14 protein-coding genes and 10 tRNA genes are annotated in these 16,781 nt (G+C 39.9%); 7 read left to right on the top strand and 17 right to left on the bottom strand.

Annotated elements, in window-relative coordinates; genetic code table 11:
- Positions 1-34: 34 nt before the first annotated feature.
- On the bottom strand, positions 35-1,480 hold the full coding sequence (miaB, locus tag A7967_RS18230) for a tRNA (N6-isopentenyl adenosine(37)-C2)-methylthiotransferase MiaB (RefSeq protein WP_054206470.1): 1,446 nt from the start codon (positions 1,478-1,480) through the stop codon (positions 35-37).
- 268 nt (positions 1,481-1,748) lie between these two features.
- Here miaB and A7967_RS18235 point away from each other — a divergent pair, with 268 nt between their 5' ends.
- Positions 1,749-2,918, top strand: coding sequence for an FAD-dependent monooxygenase (locus A7967_RS18235; protein WP_054206469.1), 1,170 nt, complete (start codon positions 1,749-1,751; stop codon positions 2,916-2,918).
- A gap of 226 nt (positions 2,919-3,144) precedes the next feature.
- The gene (locus A7967_RS18240; protein ID WP_054206468.1) at positions 3,145-4,713 is read left to right on the top strand and encodes a putative bifunctional diguanylate cyclase/phosphodiesterase; all 1,569 of its coding nucleotides are present in this window, start codon (positions 3,145-3,147) and stop codon (positions 4,711-4,713) included.
- 23 nt (positions 4,714-4,736) lie between these two features.
- Here the strand turns inward: A7967_RS18240 and A7967_RS18245 are convergent.
- The 16 genes from A7967_RS18245 to lolB all read right to left on the bottom strand — a co-directional run bounded on the left by A7967_RS18245 (position 4,737) and on the right by lolB (position 11,333).
- Positions 4,737-4,811 (bottom strand) — tRNA-Gln (locus A7967_RS18245).
- Between the two features lie 38 nt (positions 4,812-4,849).
- Positions 4,850-4,934, bottom strand: a tRNA-Leu gene (locus A7967_RS18250).
- Positions 4,935-4,976: 42 nt separating this feature from the next.
- Positions 4,977-5,051: transfer RNA gene (locus A7967_RS18255), tRNA-Gln, on the bottom strand.
- A 40-nt stretch (positions 5,052-5,091) separates the two neighbouring features.
- Positions 5,092-5,176, bottom strand: a tRNA-Leu gene (locus A7967_RS18260).
- Between the two features lie 44 nt (positions 5,177-5,220).
- A tRNA-Gln gene (locus A7967_RS18265) sits at positions 5,221-5,295 on the bottom strand.
- A 40-nt stretch (positions 5,296-5,335) separates the two neighbouring features.
- Positions 5,336-5,420: transfer RNA gene (locus tag A7967_RS18270), tRNA-Leu, on the bottom strand.
- Positions 5,421-5,507: 87 nt separating this feature from the next.
- A tRNA-Met gene (locus A7967_RS18275) sits at positions 5,508-5,584 on the bottom strand.
- 5 nt (positions 5,585-5,589) lie between these two features.
- Positions 5,590-5,664, bottom strand: a tRNA-Gln gene (locus tag A7967_RS18280).
- 38 nt (positions 5,665-5,702) lie between these two features.
- A tRNA-Leu gene (locus tag A7967_RS18285) sits at positions 5,703-5,787 on the bottom strand.
- A 64-nt stretch (positions 5,788-5,851) separates the two neighbouring features.
- A tRNA-Met gene (locus A7967_RS18290) sits at positions 5,852-5,928 on the bottom strand.
- A gap of 398 nt (positions 5,929-6,326) precedes the next feature.
- Positions 6,327-7,418 carry a redox-regulated ATPase YchF gene (ychF, locus tag A7967_RS18295; protein WP_054206467.1) on the bottom strand — a complete coding sequence of 364 codons (1,092 nt, stop codon included), beginning with the start codon at positions 7,416-7,418 and terminating at the stop codon, positions 6,327-6,329.
- Between the two features lie 54 nt (positions 7,419-7,472).
- On the bottom strand, positions 7,473-8,057 hold the full coding sequence (gene pth, locus A7967_RS18300; protein ID WP_054206466.1) for an aminoacyl-tRNA hydrolase: 585 nt from the start codon (positions 8,055-8,057) through the stop codon (positions 7,473-7,475).
- A gap of 16 nt (positions 8,058-8,073) precedes the next feature.
- Positions 8,074-8,679, bottom strand: a complete 606-nt coding sequence (locus tag A7967_RS18305) for a 50S ribosomal protein L25/general stress protein Ctc (RefSeq protein WP_054206465.1) — start codon at positions 8,677-8,679, stop codon at positions 8,074-8,076.
- A 160-nt stretch (positions 8,680-8,839) separates the two neighbouring features.
- Positions 8,840-9,787: a ribose-phosphate pyrophosphokinase gene (locus A7967_RS18310; RefSeq protein WP_054206464.1), complete on the bottom strand. Its 948-nt coding sequence runs from the start codon at positions 9,785-9,787 to the stop codon at positions 8,840-8,842.
- 99 nt (positions 9,788-9,886) lie between these two features.
- The gene (ispE, locus tag A7967_RS18315) at positions 9,887-10,744 is read right to left on the bottom strand and encodes a 4-(cytidine 5'-diphospho)-2-C-methyl-D-erythritol kinase (protein ID WP_231659103.1); all 858 of its coding nucleotides are present in this window, start codon (positions 10,742-10,744) and stop codon (positions 9,887-9,889) included.
- A 1-nt stretch (position 10,745) separates the two neighbouring features.
- Positions 10,746-11,333 (bottom strand): lipoprotein insertase outer membrane protein LolB, encoded by a 588-nt coding sequence (lolB, locus tag A7967_RS18320; RefSeq protein ID WP_054206463.1) that lies wholly within the window; start codon positions 11,331-11,333, stop codon positions 10,746-10,748.
- An 83-nt stretch (positions 11,334-11,416) separates the two neighbouring features.
- Between lolB and hemA the strand changes: the two genes are divergently transcribed.
- From hemA to A7967_RS18345, 5 genes are read left to right on the top strand one after another with little or no spacing between them, the layout of a single operon-like run.
- Positions 11,417-12,673: a glutamyl-tRNA reductase gene (hemA, locus tag A7967_RS18325; protein WP_054206462.1), complete on the top strand. Its 1,257-nt coding sequence runs from the start codon at positions 11,417-11,419 to the stop codon at positions 12,671-12,673.
- Positions 12,674-12,680: 7 nt separating this feature from the next.
- A complete protein-coding gene (gene prfA, locus A7967_RS18330) occupies positions 12,681-13,766 on the top strand; it encodes a peptide chain release factor 1 (protein WP_054206461.1) in 1,086 nt (361 codons plus the stop codon).
- Positions 13,767-13,768: 2 nt separating this feature from the next.
- Positions 13,769-14,611 (top strand): peptide chain release factor N(5)-glutamine methyltransferase, encoded by an 843-nt coding sequence (gene prmC / locus A7967_RS18335; protein ID WP_054206460.1) that lies wholly within the window; start codon positions 13,769-13,771, stop codon positions 14,609-14,611.
- A 53-nt stretch (positions 14,612-14,664) separates the two neighbouring features.
- Positions 14,665-16,203: a response regulator gene (locus tag A7967_RS18340; protein ID WP_054206459.1), complete on the top strand. Its 1,539-nt coding sequence runs from the start codon at positions 14,665-14,667 to the stop codon at positions 16,201-16,203.
- Between the two features lie 43 nt (positions 16,204-16,246).
- Positions 16,247-16,621, top strand: coding sequence for a SirB2 family protein (locus A7967_RS18345; RefSeq protein WP_054206458.1), 375 nt, complete (start codon positions 16,247-16,249; stop codon positions 16,619-16,621).
- Positions 16,622-16,781: the final 160 nt, after the last annotated feature.

Genomic DNA, 16,781 nt, shown 5'->3' on the forward strand with positions numbered 1-16,781 from the left:
TAATGTGCCAGCGAGGCTGGCACGTCAATATCGCCTAAGGAACGAAAGTTGCGACACCTAATTCGTCAGGTGTTATTTGCGGTTCAGGTTGTGCAGCTTTGCTTAAAATATCAGCAGGTGCAACATCGCGGCGCAAGTTCATTTCTGATTCTGTTCGAATTAGGTCACCACGTAAAGAGTTAGGCAGCGCCTCTGTGATACGTACATCAACGAACTGGCCGATCACCGTGTGTGGGCCAACAAAGTTAACAACGCGGTTATTTTCAGTACGTCCACGCAATTCCATCGGGTTTTTCTTTGATGGGCCTTCCACTAAAATACGTTGTTCGGTATCAAACATTTGACGGCTAATTTGCTGCGCCATTTGAGTAATACGGTTTTGTAACAAGTATAAACGTTCTTTTTTCTCTTGCTCAGATACATCATCAGGCAAGTCCGCGGCAGGTGTACCTGGGCGCGCACTGTAGATAAAGCTAAAGCTCATATCAAAACCAATATCGTTGATAAGGTTCATTGTCGCTTCAAAATCCATTTTGCTTTCACCAGGGAACCCAATGATAAAGTCAGATGACATACTTAAATTAGGACGAATTTTACGTAATTTACGAATTGTCGATTTGTACTCAAGCGCGGTATGTCCACGCTTCATTAGATTAAGAATACGATCCGAGCCACTTTGTACTGGTAAATGTAAGTGATCGACAAGTTCAGGTACATCGGCATAAACTTCAATGATATCTGGTGTAAATTCTACCGGGTGCGATGTGGTGTAACGAATACGGTCAATACCATCAATCGCTGCAACATAACGAATTAAATCAGAGAAGTAACAAATTTCGCCATCGTGAGTTTCACCGCGATATGCATTTACGTTTTGACCCAGTAAGTTTACTTCACGTACGTTTTGTTCTGCTAATTGGGCTATTTCTAATAATACATCATCAAGCGGGCGGCTTACTTCTTCGCCACGAGTATAAGGTACTACGCAAAAGGTACAGTATTTAGAGCAGCCTTCCATGATAGATACAAACGCTGACGGGCCATCCGCTTTTGGCTCTGGTAAACGGTCAAACTTCTCAATTTCTGGAAATGAAATATCAACCACTGAGCTGCCTTTGTTACCTTGCACTTGTTTGATCATTTCAGGTAAACGGTGCAGAGTTTGCGGGCCAAAAATAACGTCGACAAATGGCGCACGTTGGCGAATTGAATCACCTTCTTGCGATGCAACACAGCCACCAACGCCGATAATAAGATCAGGTTTATCATCTTTTAATAATTTCCAGCGGCCAAGCTGATGAAATACTTTTTCCTGTGCTTTTTCGCGAATTGAACAGGTATTGAGTAAGATTACATCTGCGTCTTTAGCTTCATCGGTTAACTGGTAACCGTTAGTTGCATCGAGAAGATCAGCCATTTTCTGAGAGTCGTATTCATTCATCTGACAACCCCAGGTTTTAATATGCAGCTTTTTACTCATTGAAATATAGCCTCGTTTTCAATTCGGTAGTGGCACAAAAATGTGCTAGAAACAGGATTAAGTGATGCGAAATTTTACTGTTCGCGAACTTAAAGGACGCGTATTTTATCTGGATACCCGCCCAGATCCAAGTATAGTTTTTATCTTTGTGATTTGAAATCAAACAAAGCCTTATTTGCGATGTATTAACAGTAAACTCATTGGCACTTGTAAATAGAAATACGATACAATCAAACGTACTGAAAATAGCCAAATTAGCGATTTAAAAATGATGAAAAATAAGGTTATTGTTGTCGGCGGCGGCATGGTTGGTGCTGCCACGGCTGTTAAGCTTGCTAAACAAGGGTGTCAGGTTAAAGTAATTGAGCACCGTGTAATAAACCCTGTTGCTGTTTTAGCAAGTGCAAAGGTTGATATTCGTGTTTCTGCAATCAATCGCTTTTCAGAGCATTTATTAGATGAATTAGGTGCAATGCCTATTTTAAAAGCGCATCGTCATGCCCCTTATCAACAATTAGAAGCATTTGAGCGTTCAGGCGATAACTTATTGTTTGATTGTCACGATATCAATACCACGCATTTAGGTCATTTGATTGAAAATAATTTAATTCAAGCAAGCATTTGGCAACAGTTTGCTGAGCATAATATTGAGGTGATTGAAATAACCCAGCCACTGTCAAAAATTGAAGAAACGGATCAGTACGTCACGTTACATTATGGCGAGCAGCAATTTAGTGCTGATTTAGTGGTTGCAGCCGATGGCGGGCAATCATTACTACGTAAAAAAGCAGGTATAGGTGTAACAGGTTGGCAGTATGGGCAGCATTGTATGGGGGTTTTAATAAAGTTAGATGCCCCCCAGCAAGTTAAAACATGGCAGCAATTTAAACCCTCTGGCCCCGTCGCATTTTTACCCATGCAAGCACCTTACGCTAATTTAATTTGTTACCACGATGCAAAGCAACTCAAACAATGGCAACAACTTTCAGCGGTCGAACTAAAGCAACAAATCCTTAAACATTTTCCACCTTTAGCTGGGGATTTTGACGTGATTGACCACGCTGTTTTTCCGTTAGCGCGTCAACATGCAAATAGCTATTCGCACGGGCGAATTGTTTTAGTGGGTGATGCGGCACATACCATAAACCCATTAGCTGGGCAGGGGGTTAATTTAGGTTTTCAAGATGTTGTTGCCTTGGCAAAAATCCTGCACAACTGCAATGATGTTGGAGCTAAAATACAATTAAAGCATTATGAGCAAACACGTAGAAAGGCAAATTTACTCATGATGAGCATGATGGACGCGTGCTACTTTGGTTTTTCAAATCAAGTTGCGCCATTAAAATGGGCACGTAGCCAATTTTTAAAAATGGCGAATGACTCAGGCTTTTTAAAAAATCAGCTTTTAAAATACGCAATAAGTGGACAATTGAACTAGATTAAAGTTATCGGTAAGAAAGCTTTAGTCTGAACTTCAATTTTATAAATGCACGAATCACTTCGTGCATTTTATTATAGACACAAAAAATTGACCTTCTCATACCCGAGCATACAAAGCTTTTTTGCTAACTTTTGCCACTTGTTTGCATTTTAAAGCGTTCGGAAATTTACGAGTTCATTAATCATCTTTAAATTGCACGCAACCTGACTATAGAAGCGCAAATGTGAATGATTTTTTTATTTTCATAATTTTAGCAGGTACTTTTCTTTTAGGTGTGAGTTTAAAGCCTACCTTTTTGATTTATAAAAAGACAAATAGCTCGCAGTGGGGCTTACTATTGCTGTTAATTATATTTTTTATAATGGCTTATTGGTGGGTGATTTATTATTTCTTTACTCAGGGTGTGGATACCTTTGTTGCTTCTAGTGTGTCATTGATCTTATTTGGTGGCAGTGGTTTTGTTGTACTAGTTACTCGATTAAGTTTAAGCAGTATTATTAAAATAGAAAGAGTAAGCGCACAGCAACGTTTTTTAGCTGAGCATGATGTCCTCACTCGCCTACCAAATAGAAATAAGTTTTTCCGCATTCTTAAAAAGCAAATCAGTCTCAAGAATTCATTTACGCTATTTTTCATAGATTTGAATGGATTTAAGCAGGTAAATGACAGGTTCGGCCATCAATACGGTGATGAGCTATTAAGTTTACTCTCTCAAAGCTTGCGCCAGCACTTATCCGGAATTGCTAAGGTATATAGAATCGGTGGCGACGAATTCGCGCTTATTTTATTTTCACGAACAGAAAAAAAATATGTCAATTGTGTCACTGCTATTAATACAGCAATCAGTCTACCTTTTTCAATCAGGGAGCAAAAAATAACGGTCATGCTGAGTATTGGTGTGAGTCGGTTTCCAGATAATAGCCAACACCAGCATGAGCTGCTGATACAAGCTGATTTGGCTATGTATGAAGCAAAAAGGACGGCTCAGCAAGTTGTTGCTTACTTTCCGGAATTAGGACACAGGGCGCGTGAATTAAGTCAGATGTCTACACGGATTGAAAAAGCATTGCAAGATAATGAATTTGAGTTGCACTTGCAGCCTATATTATCGGCTTTTGGTGGGCAGTTACATGGTGCTGAAGTCCTTATACGCTGGCCTCAAAAAAATGGGGAGTTTATACCACCAAATAAATTGATATCTGTGGCAGAACAAACAGGGTTGATTTTACCTTTATCTCAATGGATTGTATTAAATTCGTTCAAACAGTTGAAAAAGCTAAAGGCGCACGGGTTTTATGGTTTTCTTCATATAAATCTGTCACCTAAAGATTTGGAAAGCGAGGAGTTTTATTATTTTATTGAAATGCTTGTTGAATTGGATCCAAGTGTGAGTAAATCAATTATTTTTGAGATCACTGAAAACGCGATGATGACGAATTTAAATGCTGCGCGTAAAATGATGTCTAAATTGAGTAAGATGGGTTTTAAGTTCAGTGTGGACGATTTCGGTACTGGTTTCTCTTCACTGGTCTTATTAAGAGAATTGCCAATAGACCAAATAAAAATAGATCAATCATTTATAAAAAACATGCTCAATGAGCCAGCTGCATATGCAATCGTTGAATCTACAATATTTTTAGCGAGTAGGCTTAATTGTAATGTGGTTGCTGAAGGTATCGAAGAAAAGAAAGTTGAACAGGCATTAATTAAGTTAAACTGTGATTATGTTCAAGGTTTTTTCTACAGTAAAGCATTGAGTATAGATTGCTTTAGAAAGAGGTATTTAAGATAGGTAATACTAAGAAGATATAAAATTGGCTGGGATACCAGGATTTGAACCTGGGAATGCCAGGATCAAAACCTGGTGCCTTACCGCTTGGCGATATCCCAACTCTAAATTTTACTAGTTTTAGTTCTAAGTAAGAACATGGTGCGGAAGGAGAGACTTGAACTCTCACAACCTAAGTTACTGGAACCTAAATCCAGCGCGTCTACCAATTCCGCCACTCCCGCATACTAATTCATTCTTTAACAACTTACTTTGGTATAAGAAGTTGGCTGGGATACCAGGATTTGAACCTGGGAATGCCAGGATCAAAACCTGGTGCCTTACCGCTTGGCGATATCCCAACAAAGAATTATTTGATAATTTTAGTTCTTATCAAGAACATGGTGCGGAAGGAGAGACTTGAACTCTCACAACCTAAGTTACTGGAACCTAAATCCAGCGCGTCTACCAATTCCGCCACTCCCGCATACTATTTTTCATTCTTTAACAACTTTCCTTGGTAGAGAAAGTTGGCTGGGATACCAGGATTTGAACCTGGGAATGCCAGGATCAAAACCTGGTGCCTTACCGCTTGGCGATATCCCAACAAAGAATTATTTGATAATTTCAGTTCCTATCAAGAACATGGTGCGGAAGGAGAGACTTGAACTCTCACAACCTAAGTTACTGGAACCTAAATCCAGCGCGTCTACCAATTCCGCCACTCCCGCATACTTTGTGTTATAAAACACTTGGTAGTTATTTTAAACTCTTTATTGAGCCGCAATTTAACTCTTGCAGAGCCATTTCAAAAGAAATGGTGGCTAAGACGGGATTTGAACCTGTGACCCCATCATTATGAGTGATGTGCTCTAACCAGCTGAGCTACTTAGCCATTGTTGGCTGGGATACCAGGATTTGAACCTGGGAATGCCAGGATCAAAACCTGGTGCCTTACCGCTTGGCGATATCCCAACAATAAACAAGTGATAATTTTAGTTCTTATCAGAACATGGTGCGGAAGGAGAGACTTGAACTCTCACAACCTAAGTTACTGGAACCTAAATCCAGCGCGTCTACCAATTCCGCCACTCCCGCATACTTTGTGTAATTAAACACTTGGTAGTTATTTTAAACTCTTCATTGAGCAACAAAAAATAAATGGTGGCTAAGACGGGATTTGAACCTGTGACCCCATCATTATGAGTGATGTGCTCTAACCAGCTGAGCTACTTAGCCATCTTTTTTGTTTGCACTTCATCGTTGAGTGCGGGGCGTATTATGCTGATATGACCCAAATTCGTCAACACCTTTTTTGCAAAAAAACACGTATCTTTGTTTGTTTGCAGGAAAAATAAGCTAAGCGGCTAAAATTTAATAAAAATGATGGTTTTTTGACTGCTGTATTAAGTTCATTTTGCATTTTTTAGGAACTAGGTTGAGAAAAGAATATCTTTTAGTTGGATCTTATATAAAGAGTTTGCTGTGTTGGTGAATAAAATAGACGTTTGGGCTTGTTTCATCGACTAAGAGTGTAATGATGTAATCGATATTGAAAGTATTAAATAGAATTTTGGGGCTAAAAATAAAAAAGGCTCGTAAATGAGCCTTTTAAATACTAATAAAAGAAGAGATTATTAAACGTTGAACAAGAAGTTCATTACGTCGCCATCTTTAACTATGTATTCTTTACCTTCTTGACGCATTTTACCTGCTTCTTTTGCACCACTTTCACCCTTGAAGGCAACAAAGTCATCAAAAGCGATAGTTTGTGCACGGATAAAGCCACGTTCAAAGTCAGTATGAATTTTACCTGCGGCTTGTGGTGCTGTTGCGCCTACAGGGATTGTCCATGCACGTACTTCTTTTACACCTGCAGTAAAGTAGGTTTGTAAATGCAGTAGTTCATAGCCACCACGGATCACTAAATTCAAACCAGGCTCATCAAGACCTAGATCGGCCATAAACTCAAGCTTGTCTTCGTCATCAAGTTCAGAAAGCTCAGATTCGATTGCGGCACATACAGGAACCACGACAGCATCTTCTGCTGCGGCAATTTCACGAACGCGATCAAGATATGGATTATTTTCAAACCCATCTTCAGCAACGTTTGCAATATACATCGTTGGTTTGATGGTTAAGAAGTTAATTGAGGCAATAGCTGCTTTTTCTTCTTTAGTTAATGCTAAAGAACGTAAAGTTAGGCCTTCATCAAGGTGTACTTTTACTTTTTCAAGTACGGCATTTTGTTCTTTAGCGTCTTTATCGCCACCTTTGGCTTTTTTCGCATTACGGAAAAGTGCTTTATCAGCGCTATCCATATCAGCAAGTACTAACTCGGTGTTGATCACATCAATATCATCTGCAGGATCAATAGTACCTGCAACGTGAATAATGTTTTCATCTTCAAAGCAGCGAACTACGTGGCCAATAGCATCGGTTTCACGAATGTTAGCTAAAAATTGGTTACCTAAACCTTCACCTTTTGAAGCGCCTTTTACAAGACCTGCAATATCCACAAATTCCATACTTGTTGTAAGGATGCGCTGTGGATTTACAATTTTTGCAAGTTCGTCTAGGCGAGGATCTGGCACCGGTACCACACCCGTATTAGGCTCAATGGTACAAAAAGGAAAGTTAGCGGCTTCAATACCCGCTTTGGTTAATGCATTGAAAAGTGTTGATTTACCAACATTAGGCAAACCGACGATGCCACATTTGAAACCCATAGTAAGATACCTTGTTTAGATTCGTTTAAACGGTTTTACTTAATACCTAAGCTACTAGGGTTTAAACGAATGTAGTCTGTTTTGTGCTTTTAACACACCGTCTTTTGCAAGTATTTCCATACAGCGAACTGCTTCATCAACTGCGGCATCCATTTTTTCTTGGTCTGCTTTGGCTGCTTTTCCAAGCACCCAACCAGTCACCATTTCACGATGTCCAGGATGACCTACACCTATTCGTAAACGCATGAAATCTTTTTGATTTGCCATCTTTGCAATAATGTCTTTTAACCCATTATGGCCGCCGTGTCCGCCACCTTTTTTTAATTTGGCAACACCGGGATCGAGATCCAATTCATCGTGAGCAACTAAAATGCTCTCAACGGGGATTTTGAAAAAGTTGGCTAAACTACCGACTGCTTTACCACTTAAATTCATATAAGTAGTGGGGATCAGTAATTTGAATTCTTGACCTTGGATGATCACTTTACCTGTAAGGCCGTGATACTTAGGATCGTGTTTTAGCGTGCAGTTATAGCGTGCAGCGAGTTGCTCAATGAACCAAGCACCTGCATTGTGGCGTGTGTTTGCGTATTCGGGGCCTGGATTAGCCAGGCCCACAAGCATTTGAATAGAATTCAAGGTGCAAACCTAGAAATTATTCTGCAGCTTCGTCTTCAACTGGCGCAGCTTTGTTAGCTTTGATAGTTACGATAGACTGGTCGTGATCAGCACCTTTCGCTAAATCAACAGATGAAACACCTGCAGGAAGTTTAACGTCAGAGATGTGGATTGAATCACCGGCTACTAAAGCAGCAACGTTAACTTCAACGAACTCAGGAAGTGCTTTTGGAAGACACGTGATTTCGATTTCAGTTAATTGGTGAACAACCGTGTTACCAGCTTTAGTTACTACGTCTTCACCGATAAAGTGAACAGGCACTTTAGTGTGAAGTTTGTGAGCAGCATCTACACGTTGGAAATCAAGGTGAGTGATCTTAGGCTTGAACGGGTGACGTTGAATATCTTTAAGGATAGCTTCAACTTTTTCACCAGCGATATCAAGAGTAAGAATGTGAGTGTAGAAACCTTCACTTTCTTGTGCTTTGATCATATCTTTATGTTCAAAAGTAAGAGTCGTAGCTTCTTTATCTGCACCGTAAAGGATAGCAGGAACTTTGTCTTCGCGACGTAGGCGGCGGCTCGCACCTGTACCAGTTTCTGTGCGTAGTTCTGCATTAAATGTATATGTTTCGTTAGACATGATGTCTCCAATAATTAAAAGAGTTAGGGCCTTTGCGACCAAGGTCCCTAGCCAAAAGGCGCGCTATCATAACACCACCCCTAACTAAAATAAACAACGGGTATAAAAAAAGCACCTTAAAGGTGCTTTATTATAATCAGTGTGTCTGTAACTAATAAGTTTAGTGTTCAAACATTGCTGAAATAGATTCTTCGTTGCTGATACGGCGAATTGTTTCAGCTAGCATGTCTGCAAGAGTTAACACTTTGATTTTATCAATTGCTTGTAATTCAGCAGACAGTGGAATTGAGTCAGTAACAATGACTTCATCAATGACAGAATTGCGGATGTTTTCTACCGCTTGTCCTGATAATACAGGATGGGTTGCATAAGCAAACACGCGTTTTGCGCCATGTTCTTTAAGTGCTTCTGCAGCTTTGCACAATGTACCACCGGTGTCGATCATGTCATCAACAATAATACAGTCACGGCCTTCAACATCACCAATGATATGCATTACTTGAGAAACGTTCGCTTGTGGGCGACGTTTATCGATGATAGCTAAATCTGTGTCGTTTAATAATTTTGCAATTGCGCGAGCACGTACTACACCACCAATATCAGGTGATACTACAACAACATCATCAAACTTACGTTCTTTCATGTCTTCTAGTAATACAGGGCTACCGAATACGTTATCTACTGGCACATCAAAGAAACCTTGAATTTGCTCAGCATGTAAGTCAACCGTAAGAACGCGGTCAACACCAACACTTGATAAGAAGTCTGCAACAACTTTAGCTGTGATTGGAACACGGGCAGAACGTACACGACGGTCTTGACGCGCATAACCAAAATAAGGAATGACGGCTGTAATACGACCTGCTGATGCACGACGTAATGCATCAACCATAACAATAAGCTCCATTAAGTTATCGTTAGTAGGGGCGCAGGTTGATTGCACAATAAAAACATCCGAGCCACGAACATTTTCATTAATTTGAACACTGATCTCACCGTCGCTAAAACGGCCAACAACAGCATCGCCAACTTCAATATATAAACGTTTTGCAACTTTTTGAGCTAAGTCAGGTGTTGCGTTACCAGCGAAGAGCTTCATGTCAGGCACGGTAGGGTTCCTCAGGCACTGAATTTTTGGACTAACAAGCGATGCAAACGCGTCGCATGTTAACTTTAATTTTATTTACTTGTACGTTACTTCATTGCTTCAATGTATAGCGTTCAACTGCGTATGGGCAGGAGAGATATTAACGCTACTGGCAATAAAACCACTCCATGTATTGGGGAGGTTTTCAAGAACAAGTTGCGCTTCTTTTTGCGTTGCAAATTCAGCAAAACAACATGAACCTGTGCCAGTCATCTTTGACGGAGCGTATTTTAGCAACCACTGGAGGGTCTTTTCAACCTCAGGACAAAGCTTTTTAACTAATGACTCACAATCGTTGCGTAAAGTCTGTTGCTGCCAATCGCCTTTGAGCTTAGGAGTATCACGTTTTAAATCGGGGTGAGTAAATATTTTAGCCGTACTTATATGTTCGTTTGGATGAACGACGCAAAACCACTTTTTTTCTAGCTCAACATCGACTAACTTCTCACCAATGCCTTGTGCTAAGGCGCTTCTACCATTTATGAACACGGGCACATCGGCTCCAAGTTTTATACCTAATTGGGCTAATTCATCCAGTGATAAGTGACATTTCCATAATTTATTAAGTGCTAAAAGCGTGCTTGCAGCATCGGATGAACCGCCACCGACTCCGCCCCCCATAGGCAATATTTTAATTAAATTTATTTTTACACCAAACGATATTTGACAGTGGTTTTGTAACAAAATGGCTGCTTTATAGATCAAATTATCATTTAAGGGGATTCCTTGGGTGTCACCTGTGACTTCAATGCTTGCTGTATTTGTTAAAGTGAAGGTGAGTTCGTCGCCATAATTTAAAAAAGTAAATAGGGTTTCCAGTTCATGGTAGCCATCTTCACGGCGACCATTAATGTGTAAAAATAAGTTAAGTTTGGCTGGTGCCAATAATGAAAAAGAAGTCATAGTTTGCTTAGTCATATTAATTAAAGTGCCACTCGTAGAGTTGAATTTTTATTTTAATGTCTCGATGTTTTAATGTTAATTTTTTTGGTAACCAAAACCCAGCATGTTGTTGATAATCGCCGTAGCTAATATCCCATTGGCTGCCATCGGTATCTTGCCAGGTAATACTTTTCGCTCGACCTAATTCATCTACTTGTAGTGACTCATCTGTAGCCGTTCCTTTTAGCCAGTGCTCAGCATTTTCAAGAGGAATAGTAAAGCCAGTTAATCGATGCAATAACGCTGAGGCGTTTTGATCATAAAAAACTTGGTCGTCATACTCAAGCTCAGCCCCTTCAGCCGATTGTTTTAACGCTAATACTCGTGTTCCAATAAACGTTGTGAGAATAAGTTGATTTAACTCTTCCTTTTGCTGCCAGTTTAAATTAGCAGATTGACGTTCTTGTGAGCTGATAAATGCCATCTTACCTTCAACTTGCCAGTTACTTTGTTGCGATAATTGGTCCTTCCAATTGGCATAAAGGGCTGTTTGTTGATCAATTCGGTGAGCGCAACCGCTTAAAAATAAAAAAAATGTGAGTAAAATCAAATATAGTCGAATCAAATGTCGTTCCTTACTTTCCATATTCAGCTGATTTTTGGTAAAATTATTGCCTTTCGAGCATGGCTTAGCAATATTTGGCAAATATGACCATAGTAGCACTTGGTATTAATCACAAAACCGCATCCGTAGAATTACGAGAAAAGGTCGCCTTTTCGCCTGAGCAATTATCAGAGGCGTTACAGCAACTAAGTGATCATGAACAGTTTAATGAAGCCGTTATAGTATCAACCTGTAACCGCACCGAAATCTATTGTAGCCTTGCTCAGCAAAATTCCCAAACACTGTTACAGTGGCTTGCAAGTTTCCATGGTTTAGATGAACAAGAGCTGAGTGACAATATATATTGTCATGAAGACCAAGACGCTATCAATCATTTAATGCGCGTATCGTGTGGGCTCGATTCACTGGTGTTGGGGGAGCCGCAAATTTTAGGGCAAATTAAGCAGGCTTATAACAGCGCTAAAAACCATAATTCGGTTAACTTGATTTTTGATCGTTTATTTCAAAAAACATTTTCAGTGGCAAAGCAAGTCAGAACAGAGACCGAGATAGGCGCAAGCGCTGTTTCAGTTGCATACGCTGCAGTTAATTTAGCAAAGCATATTTATGGAAAGTTAGATAAAACAAATGTGCTATTAATAGGTGCAGGGGAAACAATAGAGCTAGTCGCTAAACATTTATACCAAAATGAGCCACAGCAAATTACAGTCGCAAACCGTACTATTGAACGCGCTAAATTATTAGCACAAGACGTTAATGCGGATGTTATTGCATTAGCACAGTTACCTGAGCGGTTACATCAAGCAGATATCGTTATTAGTTCGACTGCGAGTACACTCCCTATTATTGGTAAAGGTGTGGTTGAACAAGCACTAAAACAACGTCGTAATAAGCCAATGTTATTTATTGATATTGCTGTGCCGCGTGATATTGAAAGTCAAGTTGGTGAATTAGATGCCGCCTATTTGTATTCGGTTGATGACTTACAGGCAATAGTAAGCGAAAATATCGCCTCAAGAGAACAAGCCGCTGACGAGGCGCAAGTTATTATTACTCAGCGCTGTGCTGAATTTGTAATGTGGATGCGTTCACTCGACTCAGTCGATTTGATTCGTACATATCGTCAAGATGTACATGATATAAAGTCTGAATTGGTTGATAAGGCAATTAGCCAATTAAATACTGGTAAAGACGCAGAAAAAATTATTTTAGAGCTGGCCAACAAATTAACCAACCGTTTGATGCACGCGCCTACCCGTGCAATTCAAGATGCGGCTAAAAAAGGTGAAGTTGCTCAGTTAAGCCAATTAAAGAAAATGTTAGGTATTGATCAGGAATAACAGTTACATGAAAGAGTCCGTTTATCATAAATTAGAAACCTTAGTTGAGCGTTATGAAGAAGTCCAAGCGTTACTAAGTGACCCGTCGGTTATTAGCGATCAAAACCGCTTTCGTGCTCTTTCTAAAGAATATTCTGAGCTGGAAGAAATCGTTAAAGCATTTTTAGGCTATCAAGAAACACAAAATGATGTTGTTGCTGCAGAAGAAATGCTGAAAGATTCAGACCCAGATATGCGTGAAATGGCGCAAGAAGAATATAAAGAAGCAAAAGCACAAATTCTGGTAATTGAAGATCAAATACAAGTATTAATGTTGCCAAAAGACCCGCGAGATAATAACAACGTGTTTGTTGAAGTACGCGCTGGGACGGGCGGTGATGAAGCGGCTATTTTTGCAGGTGACTTATTCCGTATGTACAGCCGTTACGCAGAAACTAAAAAATGGAAAGTAGAAGTTGTGAGCACCAATGAAGGTGAGCACGGTGGTTACAAAGAAGTGATTGCGAATATCAGTGGTGAAGGTGTTTACGGGCAATTAAAGTTTGAATCAGGTGTACATCGCGTACAACGTGTGCCAGAAACTGAGTCTCAGGGGCGCGTGCATACGTCAGCGTGTACTGTAGCGGTGATGGCGGAAGTACCAGAGGCCGAAGCGATACAAATTAACACCGCGGATTTAAAAGTTGATACCTTTCGTGCATCAGGTGCCGGTGGTCAGCACGTTAATAAAACAGATTCAGCTATTCGACTTACGCATATACCTACTGGCGTTGTGGTTGAGTGTCAGGATCAACGTTCACAGCATAAAAACCGCGCTAAAGCGATGTCAGTACTTGCAGCTAGATTACAGCAAGCCGAAGATGAGAAACGCCATGCAGCAGAAGCATCAGAGCGTCGTAACTTAGTGGGAAGCGGTGATCGTTCAGAGCGAATTCGTACTTACAACTACCCGCAAGGACGTATTACAGATCATCGTATCAATCTCACTTTATATCGCTTAAATGAAGTAGTAGCAGGTGATTTAGGCTGTGTAGTTGAGCCGCTTATGCAAGAATATCAAGCAGATTTATTAGCCGCAATGGGTGATGAATAATCGTGACAGACACGGTTGACTCAGCAATTAAACGGGCTGCTTTGCTATTGCAAAGTAGCACCGACAGTGCAAAACTAGATGCACAAGTTTTATTACTTGATGTGCTCCAAAAACCACATAGCTATTTATTTAGTTGGCCTGAAAAGCAGCTTAGTGCAGCTCAACAGTTGCAATTTGATGAGTATTGTCAGCGACGTTTAAATGGTGAACCTGTTGCCCATATAACAGGTTTGCGAGAGTTTTGGAGTTTACCATTACAAGTTAATGCAAGCACTTTGATCCCACGCCCAGATACAGAAACATTGGTTGAACATGCCTTAGGTTTACAGTTACCGACAGTTGCTAATGTGCTTGATTTGGGCACGGGCACAGGTGCAATTGCACTTGCGCTTGCCAGCGAAATGCCACATTGGCAGATAACGGGTGTTGATAGAGTGAGCGAGGCTGTCGCACTTGCTAATACGAATAAGCAGCGCTTAGGGTTTACGAATGTAGGCTTTGTGCAAAGTGATTGGTTTAGTGAAGTAGCAATGCAACAGTTTGATTTAATTGTTAGTAATCCGCCTTATATTGAACAAGATGATATCCACTTAAATCAAGGTGATGTTCGTTTTGAACCGCTGTCAGCATTAGTAGCTGACGATGACGGTATGGCCGATATCAAGTACATTATTACTCAAGCGCGTGATTATTTAACGACAAATGGCTATCTTCTGATAGAGCATGGTTATCAACAAAGTACTAAAGTGCATAGTTTTTTTGCACAAATGGCGTATACAAATATACTTACAGTTAAAGATTTAGCAAATAACGATCGTGTAACGCTTGCACAGTGGCCTGGATAATTATAAAAATTGCAGTGCGAGAGCAACGAAAACCGCCTTTGAGGACTAAGTGAATGGATGATTTTTTATTTTCGGATGAACCGCAAGAAGAAGAAGTAGAAGTAATTAAGGGGACCTGGAAAGTCATCATTGTTGATGATGAATCTGAAGTTCATGCAGTAACTAAATTAGCGTTGAGTGATTTTGAATTTCAAAATAAGCGCTTAGAGTTTATTAGTGCTTATTCAGGTGCGGAAGCAAAAAAAGTAATAGACAATAATCCAGATGCCGCAATTGTACTTCTAGATGTAGTGATGGAAACGGATGACGCCGGGCTTAAAGTTGCACAGTATATTCGTGAAGTCGCTAAAAATAATCATATCCGTATTATTCTGCGTACAGGTCAACCAGGGCAAGCACCAGAGCGTCAAGTTATCGTTAATTATGATATCAACGATTATAAATCGAAGACTGAACTGACGGCACAAAAGCTATTCACCGTTGTGATGTCGAGCTTACGTTCTTATCGCGATATATTATCGATTGAGCAATCTCGCCAAGGTCTTGAAAAAATAATTAAAGCATCGCGAGATATTTTTTCAGCTCACTCAATTGAGAGTTTTATTGAGGGCGTTATGCAACAATTAACTTCTTTGATAGGCACCGTAGATCAAGCAATGTATGCAACCAGTTTAGTTGCAGGTAACCCACAAGATAACCAAAAAAAGCTGGTTGTTTTTTCTGGTCGCGGCGATTTTGAACGCAGTGAGGGTAAAGCGATTGAAGAAGTATTAAGTACTGATCAATTACTCGCATGCAAAGAAGCATTACAAGGTAAAACAATTATTTATAAAGATAATTATTTATTTGCGTATTGTTGTAGTGAGTATAACCATAATTCAATGTTGTTCATTTCAGGTATTCCGCAACATTTGACGGATACACAACGTCATCTAATTAAGATTTTTTCACAAAACGTGCAACTAGCGTATGAAAATGTGCAATTACAATCAGAAATAGAAGCGACACAACAAGAATTGATGCTTCGTTTAAGTGAAGCGCTTGAACAACGCTCAACAGAAACGGGAAACCATGTAAAACGGGTTTCTCATATTTGTCATATTTTAGCGCTGGGTTATGGTTTATCAAAACGTGAAGCAGAACTTATTCGTTTAGCATCGCCTTTACATGATGTAGGTAAAGTCGGTATTCCAGATGCGATACTTAATAAGCCATCTAAACTGACAGATGCTGAATGGGAAGTCATGAAAACGCATACTCAAAAAGGGCATGCAATTTTAAAAGATTCAACACGTGAAATTGTGAATGCAGGTGCATTAATTGCCCGTGATCATCATGAAAAATGGGATGGCTCTGGGTATCCTCTGGGGCTAAAAGAAAAAAACATCCACATTTTTGGCAGAATAGTCGCACTTGCTGACGTTTATGATGCACTACGCCACAAGCGTTGTTATAAAGAGGCGTGGACATGTGAGAAAGTAGTCGAAGAAATTAATCAACAAAAAGGTAAACACTTTGAGCCTAAATTAGTTGATATATTTAATGACAATCTTGATGAATTAGAGCAAGTATTAGCGCGTTATCCTGACTAGGGGGCGCGGTTTAATTTTATAAAACAAAGTAGTACAGGGGCATATGGAATATTTAGCAGTAAAACACACTCACATGGCAATCGCCGTTTTAAGCATCGTTTTATTTTATGTACGTTCATTTTCACGAATGGGAAGTGGCACAATCGCAAAGAATAAGGTGGTATTTATTGGTAGCCACGCTACAGATACATTCTTACTTATTTCAGCGTTTGCGTTAATGGCCATTGCAAAAATGAACCCATTGGAGCAGATGTGGCTACTTGAAAAAATTATTTTAGTTGTGGCTTATATTGTACTGGGCGTTATTGCAAGTAAGCAGCAAAAAACCAGCATTAAAGTAGTCCTATTGGTTGTTACAACAGCTGTAATCGCATTAATAGGTAAATTAGCAGTTACTAAGACAGCTTTGTTTCTTTAACTCTCTGAATGTGCAAAGACATATTGAGTCTTTGCACTAAATATCCGCGTGATCTCAAAACATTGAATCAAGTGATTTGAGAATACGCGGGTATAAACTAACGCGCGGCGTTGGTATCTCGCCTAAAAACTAGGTAAACTAGTGATTCGTTTTCTAAAAA

Origin of the sequence: Pseudoalteromonas neustonica, assembly GCF_001653135.1 — a bacterium.
GTDB classification, from domain to species: Bacteria; Pseudomonadota; Gammaproteobacteria; order Enterobacterales; family Alteromonadaceae; genus Pseudoalteromonas; species Pseudoalteromonas neustonica.